The following is an 18,472-nucleotide window of genomic DNA, read 5'->3' as shown; positions in this document are numbered from 1 at the left end:
GACCACGAGTCGGCAAGTCTACGAAACTTGAATGGTGAGGATATTCAGGATTGCATAGGAGGCATCCGGCTCGACCTGAGGCTCACACCTCAGCAAAGCGCGCTTCGTTCAGATCGGCAATGAGCGTCGGACCGGTCGGGCGCCAGCCGAGCCGCGCCTGGGTGAGCGCGCTCGAAGCAGGCATGTCCATGCCGACGAACATACCCATCCACCCGAAATGCGCGGCCGCGTCCTCCGGCGCGATCGAAACGGCCGGCAGGCCGAGCCCGCGGCCCAGCGACTCGGCTATTGCGCGGCTGCTCACGCCTTCTTCGCCGACCGCGTGGTAACGCGCGCCGGGCTGTCCTTTTTCCACGGCGAGCCGGTACAGGCGCACGACGTCGGACAGATGGCCAGCCGGCCAGCGGTTCAGGCCGTCGCCCACGTAGGCGCAAACGCCTTTTTCGCGCGCGATCGCGACGAGCGGCGTAATGAGCCCCTGCCGAAACGGATTGTGGACCTGCGGCAGCCGCACCGCGCCCACATTGAGCCCTTGTTCCAGCAGCACGTGCGCGGCCAGTTCGGACGCAATGCGCGGGTTGGGATGGCTCGCATTGAAGACATCTTCGCTCGCTAGTTCGCCGTGCGCGCCGCTGCCGACGCCGGTGCCGGACGTGATGAGCAACGGTCGATCGGAGCCGGCGAGCGCGGCGCCGAGCGCCGCGATGGCGCGCTGGTCCTTTTCGCAGTTCTCGACGAAGCGCGAGAAGTCGTGATCGAAGGCGGTATGGATCACGGCGTCTGCCTGCTCCGCGCCACGGCGCAATGTCTGCGGCTCCTCCAGCGTGCCGCGATGCACGCGCGCGCCCGCCTTGGCGAGCGCCTGCGCGCCGGCTTCCGAGCGGGTCATGCCGATCACCTCGTGGCCGGCTTCGATGAGTTCCGGCACGAGCGCCGAGCCGATGAAGCCGGTCGCACCGGTCAGAAAAATACGCATGGTCATCTCTCCAGGGTCATGACTGGCGTACTATCTCCAAATTTTCTATACCGTTAAAGTAGTGAGCTCATCATATTAAGATGACTAACAGGCTCTCCATTCCGATTCATTCGGCGGGCTCGCTCGGCGACTTCCTGAGGCGTTGCCGCACGCGGCTCGACCCGGCGAGTTTTGGCTTCAGCGGCCGCCGGCGCACGCCGGGGCTGCGCCGCGAAGAAGTGGCGCAGCGCGCCAACATCAGTCCGACCTGGTACACGTGGCTCGAACAGGGGCGCGGCGGCGCGCCTTCGCCGGAGGTGCTCGAGCGCCTATGCGGCGCGCTGATGCTCACCGATCCGGAGCGCGAGCACCTCTTCATGCTGGGGCTCGGGCGCCCGCCCGAAGTCCGCTACAAGGCCGTGGACGGCGTCAATCCTCGGCTGCAACGCCTGCTCGACTCGCTGCGCTTCAGCCCGGCCATCGTCAAGACGGCCACCTGGGAGGTCGTGGCGTGGAATCGCGCCGCCGCCATCGTGCTGACCGACTACGGCAAGCTGCCGCCCGGGCAGCGCAATATTCTGCGCTTTCTGTTCTGCAATCCGGACGTGCGCGCCAAGCAGCACGACTGGGACAGCGTGGCCCGTTTCGTGGTGGGCGCGTTCCGGGCCGACGTGGCGCGCGCGGGCCTCGTTTCGGCGGTAGGTGAACTCGTCGAGGAACTGTGCAGCGTCAGCCCCGAGTTCGACGCCCTATGGCGCGACAACGAAGTGCCTACGCACGCAGAAGCCGACAACGTCAAACGCCTGCACCATCCCACGCTCGGGCTGATCGCGCTGGAGCAGTCGGCGTTTTCCGTCGATGGGCGGCCGGACCTCCACATGATCGTGTACAACCCGGTCGATGCGGAGCAGGCCGAGCGCATCAAGGCGCTAATCGAGCAGTCGTAACGCCGCCGCTTCAATGCCATAAGAGCGCGATGAGAATGATGATCGGGATCGGAACGCCTAGCAGATAAAGAAGAATCGAGCGCATGTCAGCCTCCTCGCGGTTCGGATATTGGCGTCATTGCCATGTCGATAAAGGTCGCTTCAAAACTCGCGCATCCGGCCGCCGATCGTCGCCATCAGGCTCGCGGCAAATGCCCCGATCAGCAGGGAGATGAAGAGCCACAACGTCACGCGGACGCTCGCCTTGCGCGCCGTTTCCACCGCGGCGCGCGCGGCGCTTTCCTCGGCTTGCGCCTTTTCCTGCAAGCGCGACCAGGTGGTCGTGACGCGGGCGCGGGCATCGGCCGGCGCGAGCCCGGCTTTTTGCGCCACGATGCGCGCCACGTAGTCGCTGTCCTCGGGCGAAAGCGCGCCGCTGGCAGGCTGGCTGTTGAGAAAGATGCGCGCAATCTCCTGTTTCTGTTGCGCGGTCGCGAAGACCTGGTCGGCACCCGAGGTGTCTGAAGCGCCTGAAGCGCCCGCCGTTGCGGCGGGTGCCGCAGCGCCTGCGGCCGGGCGCAGCATGCCATCGATCAGATAGCCCATGGGCCAGGTGCTGTAGGCGGCGAGGGCATTGCCGCGGTTGAGCGTGCCAGTGCCGCTCGCCATGCGTTCGGCGCTTTGCGCGCCTACGTTCACGCCCTCGCGCGCGAGCCCTGAAATGGCCGACGTGAGGATAGCGGCGGAGAAGAGTGTGGCGAGCGCCCAGGCAAGAAAGCCGTGCGCGGTGTCGCGAAAGTGGGTCTCGTCGGTGCCGATGCCGGGCCAGTGCCGGCGCAGCCGCCCCGCAAGATAACCGCCAAGGCCGGCGGACATCACTTGCGTGACGCAGATCCAGATAATGGCCGCCACACCGAAGGTTTTCGCGTGCGCGCCGCTCCCGGGCCATGGCGAGAGGGACGAAAGGCCGAGGCCGGTGCCGAGCGTGAGCAGAATGAGGGAAAAGGCGGCCATGCCCACCGCGCCGGCCAGGATCGCGCTCCAGGAAACGGCGGCGCGTACGCGTCCAATTGGCTGCTCCGCGGCGCGTGCCGTGGCGTATTCAGCCGCAAGTCGATCGATGTCTTCCATGGCGCCCCCCTTTTCGGTCGTGAGCCTGCGCAGCGCAGTGAGGCGGTGGCAGGCGGGTCGAGAGTCGCAGCGCAGGAAGCGTGCCGCGCGTCGGGGGCTGGGTGTCGGTATGCTTGTCAGCAGCTTTTGGGCTGGGCGTGCAGATGCCAGTACGGCCGTGAACCGGTCAAGGCCGATGGGTTTCACGAGGTGCCGATAGAAGCCGCTCCGCGCCCGGCTGTGCGGGCGGCTGCGCTTGAGCGGGGCGGCTAGCCGCGGCGGCATATCGCGCCGCCGGCCGCTGCGTCACGGGCCGAGCAGGCCCCCGGTCGGCAGCGAAAGCTTGCCGTGGTCGACGAAGCGCGTGCCGCCGCCTATGCCGCCTGCCAGGCGCCCGCGTATTTCGTAGGGAATGCTGCCCGCCTGCGCCCCGCCCGCAAGAGCGAAAGCCTGGCGCACGGCGGAGAATGCCGGCACGGTCAACGGCACGACGAGCACCGTTTCTCCGAAGCGCGGCACGACGCCGCTTTGATCGCTTACGCCGCTGGCGAACGACTGACCGTTAAGATCGAGTTGCAGCGACACGCCGCTAAATTCGACCGGCGCGTCGTTGGGGTTCTGGATGCGCAGCTTCACGTTGAAGCGCATCTCCATGCCTTCGCCCTGTAGCGGCTCGAGCCCCGCCACGCTGACTTGCAGCGCGTCCTTGCCCAACCCCGCGCATGCGCCGAGCCAGAAGACCACGCAAAGCAGGGCGCAGATAAGTCGAACTGCGCGGCCGGTGTCATGTGCTGGCATGGGAAGTCCCTCGTTCGTAGCGTTCTCAGGAGCCATTTAGTGTAGCGTCGATCCGTCACGGGTTTCACGTAGCTGCATTGATCCAGGCGAAACCTGCGATACGATATGTCCCCGGCGCTTCTGTGTCATGCGTGACTCGCAGCTTAAATTATTTTCAATTAGCTTTCGTCGATCGCGCGCTCCCGCGCGCGTCCCGATTCTCTCCTTTCGTTGCCCGGCCCGTTCTCATGCTCAGCGCCTTCGCTCTATTCGGGATCTTGATCGTATCTTGCCTGATGAGCGTCGCCATTCTGGGCTCGTTGATTCGAACCGCCGTGCCGGGCGTGGTCCGCTGGTGTCTGGGCTATGCGCTGCTCGCCGCCGCCTCCACGTGGATTGTGACCTCCGCGCCGCACGCCGGCGGGATCACGATTGCCGGCGCTTCGATCGCGACCTTGGGCGCCGCGGTGCTGCTCGTGCAGGGCACGCGCCAGTTCTTCGGCCAGCGTGCGGTGTGGGGCGCGGAATCCGTGGCGCTTGTCGTCATTTGTGCGGCGCTCGTGTATTTCACGTGGGTGTCGCCCAACGTCGACGCGAGGGGCGTGCTCGTTTCGCTGGGCCTGATCTACGGGCGGCTCGCGGTGGCCACGCTGGCGCTTCGGCACGCCTCGCGCGAGGGCACGCGCTACGCATGCCGGTTCATCGCCGTGGCCGCCGGGCTCGGCGCGCTCGTGTATGTCGCGCGAATCGGTGCGATTGTCTTCGGCGCCGCGCCGTCACTTTCGTTTGTGCAGCCCTCGCCGTGGAACGTGGCGCTGCTCGGGCTCGCCATCCTCACGTTGCCCTGCATGTCGATCGGCATGGTGATGCTCGCTCACGACCGGATCCTCGGGAGAATGGAAAAGCTCGCGACGATCGACGAACTGACGGGCGCACTCACGCGCCGTGAGTTCATCGCCCGCGCGCAAGTCCTGCTTTCGCAAGCGCGGGAGAAGGGCGATCCCTTGTCGATCGCGATTCTCGACATCGACAATTTCAAGGCCGTCAACGACGGCTTCGGCCACGCGGTGGGCGATCGTATTCTTTCGCACGTTGCCTCGGTCGTCACTGGCCAGTTGAGATCGTGCGATCTGTTCGGCCGGCTGGGTGGCGAAGAGTTCGCGATCCTGTTCGCCTACGCGCAAAAGCACGACGCAGCGACGTTGACGAATGCGCTGAGGCTCGCTGTCGAACGGTCGTCCGCCGAAGGCGTGCACTGCACGCTTAGCGCAGGCGTTGGCCGGTTCGTGCCGGCCGATACACTGGGGAGCGCGATGGTGCGGGCCGACGCTGCGCTTTATGTCGCGAAGGCGGCGGGGCGCAATCGCGTCATCATGACATCGGATGCCGAAGAAGGCGAAGCGCGCTACCTGGCCGAATCCCGTTGAATCGCGCTGCATAAATGCTTGCCTGGTAAATTTATTCCACGGAGAATTCTCGCTGACGAAACCGGCATCGACGCCGGCTTCGTGCGGCCCGGCGCGTCGTACCGGGCAAGTCAATCACTTCTCGGGCAATGGCGTCCGCAACGGTGGTCATGCCGGATATCCGCCCATGTTCAAGCGCATTCTTTTCGAACTCACCCGTGTGTTCGTTCCCGATGAGCGAAACCCCGACTCGCCCGCTTTGATCGATCTTTCGCGCAGCGCTTTCGATACAGCGGCCATCGAGGCGGAAAGCACGCTGTCCCGATTGCGCGACAGTGCGGGCACACGTGCGGCCCGCTCGCGCCGCCGCGTCTGGAGGCTTCGCGAAGTCCGCCGCGAATTTCGCCGCGAAGTCCGTCGCGAATTCCATCACATCGTTCAGCCGGTGCCGCGCTTCTAATGCGCTAATACGCTCGCCCGCAATCAGGGAAAAAGCGAGGGATAAAGCGGCGTGGATTCGTCATAAAAAACCTGCTACTGTAATTCGCACAAAAACCCGGCTGGAAGGACCGTTGCCAAAACAGGGTTTCAATTGTTTTACAGTGAATAGCCAATATGGATGAATTGCTTGAGCGCCTTTCCCAGAAGGTTGTTGCGGCCCAGAATCTGGAAGGTCTCGTGCGGCCGCTTCTCGAGATGCTTGGAATATTGACCGGACTTGAGTCCACCTACCTGACATCGGTCGACTTCAGCCGCGAGGTGCAGACCGTCCTCTATTCGCGCAACGACGGCGACGTGGAGATCATGGAGGGCTTGCAGGTTCAGTGGTTCGACACTTTGTGCAAGCGCAGTCTGGAAAGCGGGCGGCGCGTGGTCAGCAACGTCAGGGACATTTGGGGCGACTCGCGCGCGGCCTCCGAACTCGGGATCTGCACCTATGCCAGCGCGCCGGTCTGCGCGCAAGGCGGCGCCGTCATCGGTACGCTATGCGGCATTAGCCGCGAGAGCCGCGAAGTCAGCTCACGGGCGCGCGGCGCGCTCAACGTCTTTGCCAAACTGATCTCGGAGCATATCGAGCGCGAACGGCTCATCGAACGACTCACGCTCACCAATGAGCACCTGGCGCAACGCGCCCTGATCGACGACATGACGGAGCTGCCGAACCGGCGCGCGCTGCATGAGGAACTCGGCCGCCTGATGGCGCAGGCCGCTTCGGACGGCTCGTATGTCGTGGTTTGCATGATCGACCTGGACGGCTTCAAGGAGCTAAACGATCAACGCGGCCACGCGGTGGGTGACCAGTTCCTGCAATCGTGCGCCGGGCGTTTGCTGGCGGCGACTGCCGATCGAGGTCTGCTTGCGCGCATTGGCGGCGATGAGTTCGCATTCGTTGCATCGGGGCCGGCCGATTACGATCAGGCGGCGAGCATGGCCGAAGCCGTCGCGAGCCATGTTTCCTCAGTGACGGCAGGGGAATACACCTTGCCGAACATGCGTCTGCAATATGGGGGGGCGGCCGCCGGATGCGTGGCGGTTCGCTTCGTGAGCGCGCAGCAGGCGCTCGACCAGGCGGACCATGAGATGTACCGTGTCAAGCGCTTGCGGCGCGCGGCTCGCGCGGGCAAGAGCAACTGGACGTTCGGATAAGCCGCCTTCACTCCTCCTGCGACCGGTTAAGGGTCTTCCCTGCCAGGCAAGCGGGTTGGCCCTATTCGGCCTGCGTTTCTCCCAGGGTTCTCCCGCGCCATAGGTGTTTCCGCGTGTTTTTGACATCTCGACGCGTGTATTCTGGACTGCTACCTTGCCCGGCGCAGGTGCACCCGCAGCGTCGACCACGCTTGCGGCGCGCGCCGCTGGGGAACGTCCGTGCCGCAACCCTGCGGGCGGAGTCCATGTCTTGACCACCCTGTATATCCAGAACCTAGGGGGATCCCATGAAAAAGTTGTTTGCAGCCGTGTCTATTGCCTTGATCTCCGTCACGGCCAGCTCCGGAGCATTTGCGGCGGACACCATTCGCTTTGGTGTCGATGCGAGCTATCCGCCGTTTGAATCGAAAGCACCGGACGGCAAACTGGTTGGCTTCGACATCGATCTCGGCAACGAGATCTGCCACCGTCTGAATGCGAAATGCGTCTGGATCGAAAACGACTTCGACGGCATGATCCCGGCGCTCAAGGCGCGCAAGTTCGACGGCGTGCTCTCGTCGATGTCGATGACCCCCGCACGCAAAGAGCAGATCGCGTTCTCGGACAAGCTGTTCAACACGCCGACGCGTCTCGTCGCCAAGACGGGCTCGGGCATCATGCCGACCGCGGAATCGCTCAAGGGTAAGCGCGTGGGCGTGGAGCAGGGCACGATTCAGGAGACCTACGCCAAGGCCCATTGGGCGGCGGCTGGCGTGGAGGTCGTGCCTTACCAGAACCAGGATCAGGTCTATCAGGACCTGCTGGCCGGCCGCGTAGACGCGGCGCTGCAAGACGCCGTGCAGGCCGAAGTGGGCTTCCTGAAGTCGCCGCGCGGCCAGGGCTACAGCTTCGCGGGCGGCGACCTCGACGATCCGGCGACGCTTGGCAACGGCGCCGGCATCGGCCTGCGCAAGGAAGACACCGCGCTCAAGACGAAGATCGACGGCGCGATTGCCAGCATCATCAAGGACGGTACGTACAAGAAGATCGAGAAGAAGTACTTCGACTTCGACGTGTACGGCAAGTGACGTTTGATCGATGACGCGCACGGCGCGAAAGCGGACGCATCGCTTTCGCGCCGCGTGTCACATACGCCAGTTAAGCCACCTAAGTCACCTATGTCACCTAAGCGGCCTCGCGCATTGCCTTCGCCTGGGTCGAGTCTTTTTTCGGTGGCGCGCCAAACATCCGCGTGTATTCCCGGCTGAACTGCGAGGCGCTCTCGTATCCCACTTCGAATGCGGCGGCCTGTACGCTCATCGAAAGCGAGAGCAGCAGTCGGCGGGCTTCCAGTAGCCGCAACTGCTTCTGGTATTGAAGGGGCGGCAGCCCCGTCAGCGCCTTGAACTGGCGGTGAAACGCCGACGCGCTGAGCTGGGCAAGCGCCGCCAGGTCTTCCACCCGCACGGGCTCGGCAAACCGCTCCCGCAACTTTTCCACCGCGCGCAGCAGGCTGAGAGAAGGGCTTTCGGTCGACGCGAGCCGCGCGATTTCAGATCCATTCGGACCCCTTAGCAGCCAGTAGCAAATCTCGCGCATGAGCATGGGGTACAGCATGGCGATGGCGTCGGGCGTCTCCAGCAGGCGCACGGCGCGCAGCGCGCAATCGGCAAGCGGGCCGTCGAAGTTCGCGACGAACACGCCGCGACTCGCCTCTGCCGCCGGCGCGGGCGCAGGCGACATCTCTTTCGCCACGGCGCGCAGCATGGCCAGGTCCAGTTCGAGAATCAGAACCAGGCAAGGTTTGTCCGGGCTCGCTTCGAACACCCGGCCCCGCGACGGCGTTTGAACGCCGACCACGAGCGCTTGACCTGCCCGGTATTCGAGTTGCGCCCCGCCGAAACTGGCCCATTTGGCGCCTTGAGCGACGATGCACAATGCCGGGCGCGCCGCGCGAAACGTGGGCGGCGCGGGGTGGTCGGAGCGCAGAATGAGCAGTCCGTCGACCGCGGTGCTGTATGGGCTCATGCCGGGCTGCGTTTGCGTGTAGCGCAGCAGGGCGGCGGCCAGTTCGTTCGTCATGGCGGCTCGCTAAGGATCGCTAGAGGGAAAGGGCGCCGAGGCATGTTAGTCAGCGAAGCAGGAATAGGCAAGAATCGGGCAGGTTCGGGTATTCACTCGCCGGTGGCGCCAGGCGGAGAATCGAAGCCATCCACACTAGCGAGAGGTGCTAAATGGCAACGAACAACGGCGGTCAGTCGGGCCCGAAAATCGCGGTTGTCACCGGCGGCAGCCGCGGCATTGGCCGCGACACCGTTCTACGGCTGGCAAGCCGCGGCGTCCGCACGGTCTTTACTTACAACACCAATCGGGCCGAGGCCGAGAAGGTTTGTGCGCAGGTTGCAGAGGCGGGCAGCCAGGCGATCGCCCTGCAACTGAACATGGCGGATTCTGGCGCGTTCGACGACTTCGTTGCGCGCCTGCGAGAAGCGCTCGGAACGCTGAGCGCCACGGGCTTCGATTATCTGGTGAACAACGCCGGAATTTCTTCCACAGCCACGCTTGCAGCCGGCACCGAAGCGGAACTCGACGCGCAGTTCGCGGTGCACTTCAAGGGGCCGTTTCTGTTGACGCAAAAGCTGCTGCCGCTCATTCATGACGGCGGCCGGATTGTGAACGTCTCCTCGGGGCTTGCGCGCTTCGCGTTTCCGGGCCGCGCGATTTATGGGCCGATGAAGGCGGCGGTCGAAGCGCTCACACGCTATATGGCGCTCGAGCTCGCGCCGCGGCGAATCGCGGTCAACGTCGTGGCGCCAGGCGCCATTGCGACCGACTTTAGCGGCGGCATCGTGCGGGACAATCCGGAGGTCAATAAAGCGGTGGCGGAACACACCGCGCTCGGCCGCGCGGGATTGCCGACTGACGTGGGGCCGGTTATCGCGGGTTTATTGTCGGATGACTTTGGGTGGGTGAACGCGCAGCGCATCGAGGTGGCTGGCGGCATGCATATTTGATTTCGCCAGTCACAGCGCGACGCTTTTGCCGGTCGCGTCGACTTCGATGCCCCAGTCGCCTTGTTCGAACCAGTCGTCGCCGAGCAGTTCGGCAGGATGCTGCGTGCGGCTCTGGCCGTTGCCGCATCGCATGTCGCCGGCGGGGCAGTAGTGGTCGCAGCCCCAGCACAGGCGCTCGGGGTGCTGGGGGTGGATCGGAAACTTCTTTGCCATGATGTCGTCCCGGTGCGATCCCGGAAAGGACGCAATATCAACATTGTCGTCCTCGCGCGCCACAGTGGCAGATGGCAGAGTGTCACGCCCAGCAAGCGCGGCTGCTGCAGATTGTCGCAGCGTCATGCTATGGTCGTAAGGCGGCCGGCCGATCCGGTCGCAGCGCCCGGAGGCGCTAATCAAAACGACCCGCATGCGCCGCCATGACCCGTTCGAGCCTTTCTCCGCAAAAGCGCCGCCGCGCGTGGCCGCTGATTGTGTTGTGTACTGTCGTCGTCGTTCTGGTTGCCGGGGTCCTGGCGGGCTGGCTGACATTGCGCGGCAGCTTGCCGCAACTGGACGGCACGCGTGCCGCGCCGCTCTCCGCGCCCGTGACGATCGAGCGCGACGCGCTGGGCGTGCCGACGATACAGGGCAACACGCGCGGCGACCTCGCGTATGCGAGCGGCTTCCTTCACGCACAGGATCGTTTCTTCCAGATGGATTTGCTGCGCCGGGTCGCCGCTGGCGAGATGGCGGCGCTCATCGGACCGGCGGCGTTGCCTCTGGACCGCCGCGACCGGCCCTTGCGCTTTCGCGAACACGCCCAGGCAGCGCTCGCCGCGCTCTCCGCTGACCAGCGGGAACTGATCGAACGCTATACGGCGGGCGTCAACGACGGCCTGCGCTCGCTTCGCGCGCGGCCGTTCGAGTACTGGCTGTTGCGCACGCAACCGGCGCCGTGGCGTCCCGAGGACACGGTGCTCACCGTCTACGCGATGTACTTCGATCTTCAGTACGACCAGGTGAGGCGCGTGCTCTCGCGTGCGGCGCTGCGCGAGCGCGTGCCCGCCGACCTGCTTGCGTTCCTGCTGCCTGAAACGAGCCATTGGGACGCCCCGCTCGACGGGCAGCGCGCATTGCCGCAACCGCCGGCGGCGTTGCCCGCCGCGCCGCCATCGTGGCTTCCGGCAACGCGGTCCGCCGCCGATCTCGATCCCGACGCCACTTCGCTTCTCAGCAGCGTGCCTGGTTTCGTCGGCGGCGAGAACGCGGTCGATTCGATGGTCGGCAGCAACGGTTTCGCGGTCGACGCCGCGCATAGCGCGCACGGCGGCGCGCTGCTCGCGAGCGACATGCACCTGGGACTCGCGCTGCCGAACGTCTGGTACCGCCTCTCGCTCGTGTATCCCGCCCCCGATGGCGGCGAGCGGCGTATCACGGGCGTCAGCCTGCCGGGTACGCCGTCCGTCGTGGCCGGCAGCAACGGCCATATCGCGTGGGGCTTTACGAACAGCTATGCGCGCTTCGTCGATCTGGTCGAACTTCAGCGTGATCCTGCCGATCCCTTGCGCTACCGGGTGCCGGGCGGCGGATGGGACAAGGCGCGGCTGATCCACGAGCGCCTCGATGTGAACGGCGGCGCGAGCGTCGATCTGCCGGTCGTGCAAACGCGCTGGGGGCCGCAACTCGTTGTCGGCGAGCACGCCTATGCATTGCATTGGGTCGCGCAGGATCCACAGGCGACCAACATGAACTTCATGCAGCTCGAAGGCGCCACGAACGTCGCCGACGCATTGCGCGCCGCGCAGACCTTTGGCTTGCCGACGCAGAATTTCATGGTGGCCGACGCGCAAGGCCATATCGGCTGGACGCTTGCCGGGCCGCTGCCGCGCTTCGCGGATGCCGACGGCGGCGCGGCGGCGCTCGCGAGCTTGCCGTACCGCTCCGAAACGTATGCCGGCTGGCAAGGGTACCGTTCGCCCGATGCGTATCCGGTGCGCGTCGATCCGCCGGCCGGGCGCATCTGGACCGCGAACAACCGTACCGTGCCGCTGGAGGACGTGGCGCGCATCGGCGACGCCGGCACGGATCTCGGCGCGCGCGCCACGCAGATTCGCAACGACCTGTTCGCGCTGCCGCATGCGAGCGAGCGCGACCTGCTCGCGGTGCAGACCGACGACCGCGCGTTCTGGATCGAGTACTGGCGACGTGTCGCGCTGGACGCGCTCGATGCGCGCGCACTCGACGGTCATCCCAAACGCACCGAATTCCAGCGGCTGGTCCAGGCGTGGGACGGCCGCGCCGATGTGGATGCCGTCGGCTACCGGCTCGTGCGCGCGTTTTACGACTCGCTCTACCAGGCATGGTTCGGTGTACTGGACAAACAGTTGGCCGCGATTGCGCCGGGCCTCAGCTATCGCGCGGCGAACTCGCGTTACGAAGCGACGATGGAGACACTCGCCGACGATCGCGCCTGGATACCGGGAGCCTTCGCGGACTGGCGCGCGTTCATGCTGGACCGTATCGACCATACGATCGCTAGCTTGCCGCATGGTGCGAATGGCGCGAATGGCACGAAGCTCGAAGACGCACGCTGGGGCGAGCGCAACCGCGCGGCAATTGCGCATCCGTTCGCGCGCATGGTGCCGGAGTGGCTGCCGTGGGTTCGCGGCTGGCTCAGCGCGCCGCATGACCCGTTGCCGGGCGACTCCAACATGCCGCGCGTGCAGTCGCCGGCGTTTGGCGCGTCCGAGCGTTTCGCGGTGTCGCCGGGGCGCGAGCAGGACGGGATCTTCGAGATGCCGGGTGGGCAGTCGGGCAATCCCCTGTCGCCGTATTTTCTCGCGGGACATGAAACATGGGTGCGTGGCGACGCGGCGCCGTTCCTGCCCGGTACGGCCGTTCATACGCTCAAGCTCGTCCCGGCCGGCGCGCAGCAGGCTCAAAACTGAGGGCCGCAGGTTCGCCAGCGCGGCGACGATCCTGTTGCAGCGTCTTATGTTGTCGCATAAAATCACGGGGCTTTCGGAGATGGCATTCCTCCCGTAACCGCCCTGCGTTCCCGCAGCGCTGATGATGCCTACGAGTTCCTGGGTGCAGGAGGTCGTAGGCCGTCCACGCGACGCCCCCTGTCGCCCAGGTGATTTGCAACCGTGCAAGCAAACGCAAACCTGGACCGCAATGAAATCCCTGAAGTCTATCGAGCAGTTCGCGATGGTTCCGTACCTCGCGCGCTGGCTGCTGCTCTCGTCCGTGCTTGGCGCCCTGGCGGGCAGCGCCTCCGCCTTGTTCCTCTATGCGCTCGATCGCGCAACCGACATCCGCGTCGCCCATGCCTGGCTGCTCTGGCTGCTGCCCGTTGCCGGCTTCGCGACCGGCTGGGTCTATCACCGTGTCGGCAAGCCGGTGGAAGGCGGGAACAACCTGCTGATCGACGAAATCCACGACCCGCAAAGAATCGTGCCCAAGCGGATGGCCCCGCTCGTGCTCGTCGCCACCGTGGTCACGCATCTGTTCGGCGGCTCGGCCGGACGCGAAGGCACGGCCGTGCAGATGGGCGGCGCGCTCGCCGACCGGGTGACGCACGCTTTCGGCCTCGACCGCGAGGAGCGCCGCATTCTGCTGATGGGCGGCATTGCAGCGGGCTTTTCGTCGGTATTCGGCACGCCGCTGGCCGGCGCGATCTTCGGGCTGGAAGTGCTCGCAATCGGGCGCCTGCGTTACGACGCGCTGCTGACCTGCGTGGCGTCGTCGCTGGTCGCGGACCAGGTGTGCCGCGCGTGGGGCATCCATCACACGGTCTATAGCATTGCGTTCGTCCCGCATGTCACGCCGCTCGGACTTGGCTCGGCCATTCTCGCGGGCATCGCATTCGGCGTAGTGGGCATGCTGTTCGCCGACTCGACCCACGCGCTCTCGGCGTTCATCAAGCGCAAGATTGCCTACGCGCCGGCGCGTCCGTTCGTGGGCGGTATCGTCGTGGCGCTTGCCGCTACCGCGCTGAACGTGCCGCAGTATCTCGGCCTGGGCATTCCGACCATTGTCGAAGCGTTCAATCATCCGTTGCCCGTCTACGACTTCGCGGGCAAGTTCGGCTTCACCGTCGTGACGCTGGCATCGGGCTTCAAAGGCGGCGAAGTCACGCCGCTGTTCTATATCGGCGCGACGCTCGGCAATGCGTTGGGGCATGTGCTGGCCTTGCCGATGCCGGTGCTCGCGGGCCTTGGTTTCGTTGCCGTATTCGCTGGCGCCGCCAACACGCCGATCGCTTCGACGGTCATGGCAATCGAGCTGTTTGGCGCCGACATTGGCGTGTATGCGGCGCTGGCCTGCGTGGTGGCTTATCTGTTTTCCGGCCACACGGGCATCTACCGCGCGCAGCGCGTGGGGCAGGCGAAGCATCCGCTTTTGCCCGCTGGCATGCGTCTTTCGGACATTCCCGCGTTGCGCCGTGTACGGAGCAGCGATTGAGTCTCCGGCATCGCGTCATCGTTGTCTTGTCCACCTGAAAGCGAAGCGCATCGGGCTCGTTAGCAGAAGTGAGCGGACGACGCCAGAAGCGCTGGCTGATTCTCCCTATATCGGTTCGCCTCCTACCCTTGGTGTGGGGGATGAGTCAAGCTTGCCGCGCTCGCGTCGAGGCAGGGTCTCGCTGTGAGCCACATAACAGGGAATCGATTAAGGGGACAGCCATGAAGTGGCTCGATCGCATGACGGTGTTCAAAAAGCTGCTGACAGCATTCGCCGTTGTGATCGTATTTGCGGTGGCCGTGGGTATTGCCGGCGTCTCGTCGCTGGCGTCGATGCATGATATTGCCGATGAAATCTGCAACCGGCACATGAGCGGCCAGTTCTGGCTGGAGGAAGCGGCGCGCAGCAAGTTGAGCACTGACCTCGACGCGGCGAATCTGGGCTACGCCGATGAAGCGGGGCGCAACCATCTGAAGGAAGACATCGTCGCGCAGCTCAAGCGCATGCATGAGTCGCTCGATCGCTACGCCGGTGCAGGCGTGTCGGCTGGCGACCGTGCGCTCTATGACGACGTGCTCAAGAAGACCTCCGCATGGGAAGCGATCGTGCATCAGCAAATCGGCTTCGCGCCCGTGCCCGCAGGCGTGGACAACGCCGAACTCGTGCGCCGCGCGATTGCGGCGAGCGTTGCGTTGGGCGACAGCGTGGCCGCGCTGATCGATTCGCTGCAACGCGAGGCGAAAAACGCGCAGACCGCAGCCACAGCGCAATTCCAGCATATGCGCGCGCTCGTCATTGCGATTCTGCTCGGGGCGGTTGCGACCGGCGCGCTGCTAGCCTGGTTGATTTCGCGGCGGCTTTCACGCCAACTGGGCGGCGAGCCGGCTTACGCCATGGAAATTGCAGGCCGTATTGCAGCCGGAGACCTTTCGGTATCCGTAACAATGCGACCCGGCGATTCGAGCAGTCTGTTGCACGCGCTGGGCGAGATGCGTGTGCAACTGACTGGCATCGTCGCCAACATTCAAGACTCGAGCGGTTCTATCCTTCTTGCTGCCCGCGAAATCTCGCAAGGCAACACAGATCTCTCGCAACGCACCGAAGAGCAGGCGGCGTCGCTCGGCGAAACCGCGACGAGCATGGAGCAACTGACCTCGACCGTGCGCCAGAATGCCGAGAACGCGAGACAGGTGGGCGGGCTTGCGCGCGGCGCTTCGGAGGTTGCGGCGCGCGGCAGCGAACTGGTGAGCGAAGTGGCGAGGACAATGGGCGAGGTGGCGCAGGACGCGAAGCGCATGACCGATATCATCGCGACGATCGAGAAAATCGCTTTCCAGACCAATATTCTTGCGCTCAACGCCGCCGTTGAATCGGCGCGCGCCGGCGAGCAGGGGCGCGGCTTCGCGGTCGTGGCGGGCGAGGTGCGCGCGCTCGCGCAGCGCAGCGCGGCTTCGGCGCGCGAGATCAAGGAGCTGATCGAAGCCTCGACGGCGGGCGTTGCAAACGGCGCAACGCTGGCGCAGCGCGCGGGCTCGACGATGGTCGAGGTGACGGAGGCGGTGCAGCGCGTCACGGACATCATGGGCGAAATCGTCGCCGCCTCGGGCGAGCAAAGCACGGGCATCGAGCAGGTCAACCGGGCGGTGGCGCAAATGGACCAGGTCACGCAGCAAAATGCGGCGCTGGTCGAGCAGGCGGCCGCTGCCGCAAGCTCGATGGCCGATCAGGCGGCGCAGTTGCAGCAGGCCGTTTCGGTATTCAGGTTTGCGAATTGAGCCGTTCTCTGCTGCGTTTAAATCGCCGGCATGCTGTTCGCCTCACGCGGCACGCGATGCTTGCCCAGCCATTTCGCGAGATCGCCGGCGGACATCGCTTTCGCGTAATACCAGCCCTGTCCGTACTGAACCCCCTTGTTGCGCAGCCACGTCACCTGTGCCCCCGTCTCCACGCCCTCGGCGACGATTTGCAGGCCCAGCTCGTGGGCCATCGAAATGATGTGCGGCGCGACCACGCTAGAAGCGGTGTCCTGGACGATCGTATCGACGAACGACTTGTCGATCTTCAGCACGTCGATCTCGAAGGTCTGCAGATACGCGAGGCTCGAATAGCCGGTGCCGAAGTCGTCGATATAGATGGGATGACCGGCGGCCCGGAACGCCGCAATGACACTGCGCGTGGCTTCCGCGTTCATGAAGCTGCGCTCGGTCGCCTCGATGCGGATTTGCGCGGGCGCGATGCCTGTTCCTTTGAGCGATGCGGTAACGAGGTTCAGAAAGCGCAGGCTTTGCAGATCCTCGCTGCTCACATTGATCGAGACATAAAACGACGGATTGGCGGCCAGCAATTTGCCGAGCTGCGCGATGGTCTTTTCGAGCACGAGATCGGTCAAAGGTTGAATGAGGTGATTGTCTTCGGCCACGCGCACGAAGACGTCGGGCGAGATGGCGCGACCGTTCAGCGTCCAGCGCACCAGCGCTTCGGCGCCGGCGCACTGGTTGTCGGCTAGCCTCACGATGGGCTGGAAAACCACGTCGATCTTGCGCCGTGAAATGGCCCAGGACAGCGTTGCGGGAAACGAGAGCTGCCGCGTAACGCGCTTGTAGGCGAGCCAGCCGAGCGCTGCGCCCGCGAACACGCCGATGGTCAGCCACGCGGCGAGCAGTTTGGGCCAGTCGCCCGCAACGCTGCTGCGCGGCGACTTCACCACGACCCCAAGCGGGCGTGTCGACGACTGCGCGACCGCGTAATTCCAGTCGTCGCTCTTCACGTTGCCGCCATGTTTCCACGCTTCGAGCATGTCGTCCGGATCTGCGCCGGCCGAGACGGCGAGCAGCTTGCCCGTCGTAATCTGGACCACGGCGATGGGGCGTTTCGCCGGATCGATGAGATCGACATAGGAGCCCGGGTCGATGGAGACGTAGTGGCCGTTGCGGCCGATCTGAATGTCCTTGCGGGCCTCGCTTAGCGGGCTCTTCTGCAGGAACCACACCAGGTAGCCGTCGTTGCTGCGATAGTCGGGCGGCGGCAGTGTGAGGTCCTTGTTGCGCACGTCGCCAAGCAGCGGAGAGCAGAGATAGCGCCCTTCGGCGTAGGTGCCGGCGTCCTGAACATACCGGTAGTTGTAGATGACGCGCGCGGCCTGTTCGAGGTTGGACGGCGAACAAGGCGCACCCGGTTCCCGGTCCAGGTCCGAAAGGGCGGCAAAAGCCTGGTACGTGACGAGGTCCGTGCGCATAACCGCCTTGCTGGCGAACTCGCCGAGCTCGTCACGGTCGCGCCGCTGGACGTCCTTGTTGGCGACGTAAAGACTCGTGAAAACGGGGCCGAGGGTGGCGAGGCACCCAAGGGCGACCGAAGCCGCAATCAGCGTGATGCGCTTGATCATTCCGCACCCCGGGGGTAGGGAACGTTAGGGAACGAACCACGGACGGGACGCGCGCGCTCGTGCGGGCGCGCCTCCGGTATTCTGGAGCCCGAACATCAGAGCAAAGCATACACTTTGGCGCTTCGTTTTCAACGGGAAAACGCGTGCGCAACGCTTGCCCGCCACCACCACGGGTGGCTTGGCGGTAGGACCATGGTCCGATTGTCCGCATCTGCCGCGCCCGGCATGATCTGCACGTGTTGCCCGCCAGGCGCGTGGCTCAGGGGTGCGTGAATGGGGACGCTGTCCAACATCGTGAAGCGCGCGTGGCTTGCCGCCGTGATGGCGCTCGTGGCCGGCTGCGCCCAGCCGTGGCAAAGCATCGTGCCCGGCACCGACCAGTCCGCGTTGATCGCGCGCCTTGGGCCGCCGCGCGAAACCTATAACCTGCCGGACGGCGGCAAACGGCTCATGTGGCCGACCCAGCCGATGGGCACGACGAACACCGTTGCCGACATCGACACGAACGGCAAGGTCGTGAGCGTGCGCCAGGTCATGCAGGAGAGCGAATTCAATCGCGCGAGAGTCAACGAGTGGACCCGCGACGATGTCCTGATCAATTTCGGCCGGCCCGCGGAGACGGCATACTTTTCGCGCATGCAGCGGGAAGTCTGGTCCTACCGCTACGTCGAGAACAACATCGACTACATGATGTTTCACTTCTACTTCGACAATCAGGGCATCTTGCGGCTCACGCAAAAGACGCCGGACCCGATGCGCGACCGTAACCTGAGGCGCGGATTCTGAAGCGGGTCCCGTTCAACTGCACGCGCAATTTGGCACGGCTA

At 65.0% G+C, this 18,472-nt stretch carries 16 protein-coding genes and 1 riboswitch; of the genes, 10 read left to right on the top strand and 6 right to left on the bottom strand.

Going from position 1 to position 18,472, the window contains the following annotated elements; all coding sequences use genetic code 11:
- Nucleotides 1-82: 82 nt before the first annotated feature.
- A complete protein-coding gene (locus U5A65_RS00190; RefSeq protein WP_321913313.1) occupies nt 83-976 on the bottom strand; it encodes an SDR family oxidoreductase in 894 nt (297 codons plus the stop codon).
- 80 nt (nt 977-1,056) lie between these two features.
- Between U5A65_RS00190 and U5A65_RS00185 the strand changes: the two genes are divergently transcribed.
- On the top strand, nt 1,057-1,902 hold the full coding sequence (locus tag U5A65_RS00185; protein WP_321945091.1) for a helix-turn-helix transcriptional regulator: 846 nt from the start codon (nt 1,057-1,059) through the stop codon (nt 1,900-1,902).
- 141 nt (nt 1,903-2,043) lie between these two features.
- On the opposite strand, the gene U5A65_RS00180 is transcribed toward U5A65_RS00185, so the two are convergent.
- On the bottom strand, nt 2,044-3,012 hold the full coding sequence (locus tag U5A65_RS00180; RefSeq protein ID WP_321945090.1) for a hypothetical protein: 969 nt from the start codon (nt 3,010-3,012) through the stop codon (nt 2,044-2,046).
- 285 nt (nt 3,013-3,297) lie between these two features.
- On the bottom strand, nt 3,298-3,789 hold the full coding sequence (locus U5A65_RS00175; RefSeq protein WP_321913316.1) for an LEA type 2 family protein: 492 nt from the start codon (nt 3,787-3,789) through the stop codon (nt 3,298-3,300).
- A gap of 275 nt (nt 3,790-4,064) precedes the next feature.
- Here U5A65_RS00175 and U5A65_RS00170 point away from each other — a divergent pair, with 275 nt between their 5' ends.
- From U5A65_RS00170 to U5A65_RS00155, 4 genes are all read left to right on the top strand, one after another.
- Nucleotides 4,065-5,195, top strand: a complete 1,131-nt coding sequence (locus U5A65_RS00170) for a GGDEF domain-containing protein (protein WP_321937006.1) — start codon at nt 4,065-4,067, stop codon at nt 5,193-5,195.
- Complete coding sequence (locus U5A65_RS00165; protein ID WP_321945089.1) at nt 5,152-5,634, top strand: hypothetical protein; 483 nt, start codon at nt 5,152-5,154, stop codon at nt 5,632-5,634. The genes U5A65_RS00170 and U5A65_RS00165 overlap by 44 nt, the downstream gene beginning before the upstream one ends.
- A gap of 155 nt (nt 5,635-5,789) precedes the next feature.
- Entirely contained in the window at nt 5,790-6,821 is a 1,032-nt protein-coding gene (locus tag U5A65_RS00160) for a GGDEF domain-containing protein (RefSeq protein ID WP_321913319.1), read from the top strand.
- Between the two features lie 287 nt (nt 6,822-7,108).
- Nucleotides 7,109-7,888 (top strand): ABC transporter substrate-binding protein, encoded by a 780-nt coding sequence (locus U5A65_RS00155; RefSeq protein WP_321913320.1) that lies wholly within the window; start codon nt 7,109-7,111, stop codon nt 7,886-7,888.
- Between the two features lie 97 nt (nt 7,889-7,985).
- Here the strand turns inward: U5A65_RS00155 and U5A65_RS00150 are convergent, their stop codons facing one another.
- On the bottom strand, nt 7,986-8,882 hold the full coding sequence (locus U5A65_RS00150) for an AraC family transcriptional regulator (protein ID WP_321945088.1): 897 nt from the start codon (nt 8,880-8,882) through the stop codon (nt 7,986-7,988).
- Nucleotides 8,883-9,034: 152 nt separating this feature from the next.
- Here U5A65_RS00150 and U5A65_RS00145 point away from each other — a divergent pair, with 152 nt between their 5' ends.
- A complete protein-coding gene (locus U5A65_RS00145) occupies nt 9,035-9,814 on the top strand; it encodes an SDR family NAD(P)-dependent oxidoreductase (protein WP_321945087.1) in 780 nt (259 codons plus the stop codon).
- A 9-nt stretch (nt 9,815-9,823) separates the two neighbouring features.
- Here U5A65_RS00145 and U5A65_RS00140 read toward each other — a convergent pair whose 3' ends face one another.
- Nucleotides 9,824-10,027 (bottom strand): DUF3079 domain-containing protein, encoded by a 204-nt coding sequence (locus U5A65_RS00140; RefSeq protein ID WP_321913323.1) that lies wholly within the window; start codon nt 10,025-10,027, stop codon nt 9,824-9,826.
- A 203-nt stretch (nt 10,028-10,230) separates the two neighbouring features.
- On the opposite strand from U5A65_RS00140, the gene U5A65_RS00135 reads away from it, so the two are divergent.
- The 3 genes from U5A65_RS00135 (at nt 10,231) to U5A65_RS00125 (ending at nt 16,035) form a co-directional block, all read left to right on the top strand.
- The gene (locus U5A65_RS00135; RefSeq protein ID WP_321945086.1) at nt 10,231-12,741 is read left to right on the top strand and encodes a penicillin acylase family protein; all 2,511 of its coding nucleotides are present in this window, start codon (nt 10,231-10,233) and stop codon (nt 12,739-12,741) included.
- A gap of 66 nt (nt 12,742-12,807) precedes the next feature.
- Nucleotides 12,808-12,879: riboswitch (Fluoride riboswitch) on the top strand.
- A 91-nt stretch (nt 12,880-12,970) separates the two neighbouring features.
- The gene (locus tag U5A65_RS00130; protein WP_321945085.1) at nt 12,971-14,260 is read left to right on the top strand and encodes a voltage-gated chloride channel family protein; all 1,290 of its coding nucleotides are present in this window, start codon (nt 12,971-12,973) and stop codon (nt 14,258-14,260) included.
- 221 nt (nt 14,261-14,481) lie between these two features.
- Nucleotides 14,482-16,035, top strand: coding sequence for a methyl-accepting chemotaxis protein (locus U5A65_RS00125; RefSeq protein WP_321937015.1), 1,554 nt, complete (start codon nt 14,482-14,484; stop codon nt 16,033-16,035).
- 17 nt (nt 16,036-16,052) lie between these two features.
- Here U5A65_RS00125 and U5A65_RS00120 read toward each other — a convergent pair whose 3' ends face one another.
- Nucleotides 16,053-17,645, bottom strand: a complete 1,593-nt coding sequence (locus tag U5A65_RS00120) for an EAL domain-containing protein (RefSeq protein WP_321913327.1) — start codon at nt 17,643-17,645, stop codon at nt 16,053-16,055.
- 273 nt (nt 17,646-17,918) lie between these two features.
- Between U5A65_RS00120 and U5A65_RS00115 the strand changes: the two genes are divergently transcribed.
- A complete protein-coding gene (locus tag U5A65_RS00115; protein WP_321937018.1) occupies nt 17,919-18,431 on the top strand; it encodes a hypothetical protein in 513 nt (170 codons plus the stop codon).
- Nucleotides 18,432-18,472 lie beyond the last annotated feature (41 nt).

Origin of the sequence: Paraburkholderia sp. J10-1, assembly GCF_905220165.1 — a bacterium.
Classification (GTDB): domain Bacteria; phylum Pseudomonadota; class Gammaproteobacteria; order Burkholderiales; family Burkholderiaceae; genus Paraburkholderia.
Note: the sequence above shows the minus strand (reverse complement) of the source record. Positions and strands in the feature narration are given on the sequence as shown.

Bases quoted from the DNA above. Each gene is read 5' to 3' on its own strand.
- U5A65_RS00190 (WP_321913313.1), bottom strand. From the start codon at position 976: ATGCGTATTTTTCTGACCGGTGCGACCGGCTTCATCGGCTCGGCGCTC.
- U5A65_RS00185 (WP_321945091.1), top strand. From the start codon at position 1,057: ATGACTAACAGGCTCTCCATTCCGATTCATTCGGCGGGCTCGCTCGGC.
- U5A65_RS00180 (WP_321945090.1), bottom strand. From the start codon at position 3,012: ATGGAAGACATCGATCGACTTGCGGCTGAATACGCCACGGCACGCGCC.
- U5A65_RS00175 (WP_321913316.1), bottom strand. From the start codon at position 3,789: ATGCCAGCACATGACACCGGCCGCGCAGTTCGACTTATCTGCGCCCTG.
- U5A65_RS00170 (WP_321937006.1), top strand. From the start codon at position 4,065: ATGAGCGTCGCCATTCTGGGCTCGTTGATTCGAACCGCCGTGCCGGGC.
- U5A65_RS00165 (WP_321945089.1), top strand. From the start codon at position 5,152: ATGCCGAAGAAGGCGAAGCGCGCTACCTGGCCGAATCCCGTTGAATCG.
- U5A65_RS00160 (WP_321913319.1), top strand. From the start codon at position 5,790: ATGGATGAATTGCTTGAGCGCCTTTCCCAGAAGGTTGTTGCGGCCCAG.
- U5A65_RS00155 (WP_321913320.1), top strand. From the start codon at position 7,109: ATGAAAAAGTTGTTTGCAGCCGTGTCTATTGCCTTGATCTCCGTCACG.
- U5A65_RS00150 (WP_321945088.1), bottom strand. From the start codon at position 8,882: ATGACGAACGAACTGGCCGCCGCCCTGCTGCGCTACACGCAAACGCAG.
- U5A65_RS00145 (WP_321945087.1), top strand. From the start codon at position 9,035: ATGGCAACGAACAACGGCGGTCAGTCGGGCCCGAAAATCGCGGTTGTC.
- U5A65_RS00140 (WP_321913323.1), bottom strand. From the start codon at position 10,027: ATGGCAAAGAAGTTTCCGATCCACCCCCAGCACCCCGAGCGCCTGTGC.
- U5A65_RS00135 (WP_321945086.1), top strand. From the start codon at position 10,231: ATGACCCGTTCGAGCCTTTCTCCGCAAAAGCGCCGCCGCGCGTGGCCG.
- U5A65_RS00130 (WP_321945085.1), top strand. From the start codon at position 12,971: ATGAAATCCCTGAAGTCTATCGAGCAGTTCGCGATGGTTCCGTACCTC.
- U5A65_RS00125 (WP_321937015.1), top strand. From the start codon at position 14,482: ATGAAGTGGCTCGATCGCATGACGGTGTTCAAAAAGCTGCTGACAGCA.
- U5A65_RS00120 (WP_321913327.1), bottom strand. From the start codon at position 17,645: ATGATCAAGCGCATCACGCTGATTGCGGCTTCGGTCGCCCTTGGGTGC.
- U5A65_RS00115 (WP_321937018.1), top strand. From the start codon at position 17,919: ATGGGGACGCTGTCCAACATCGTGAAGCGCGCGTGGCTTGCCGCCGTG.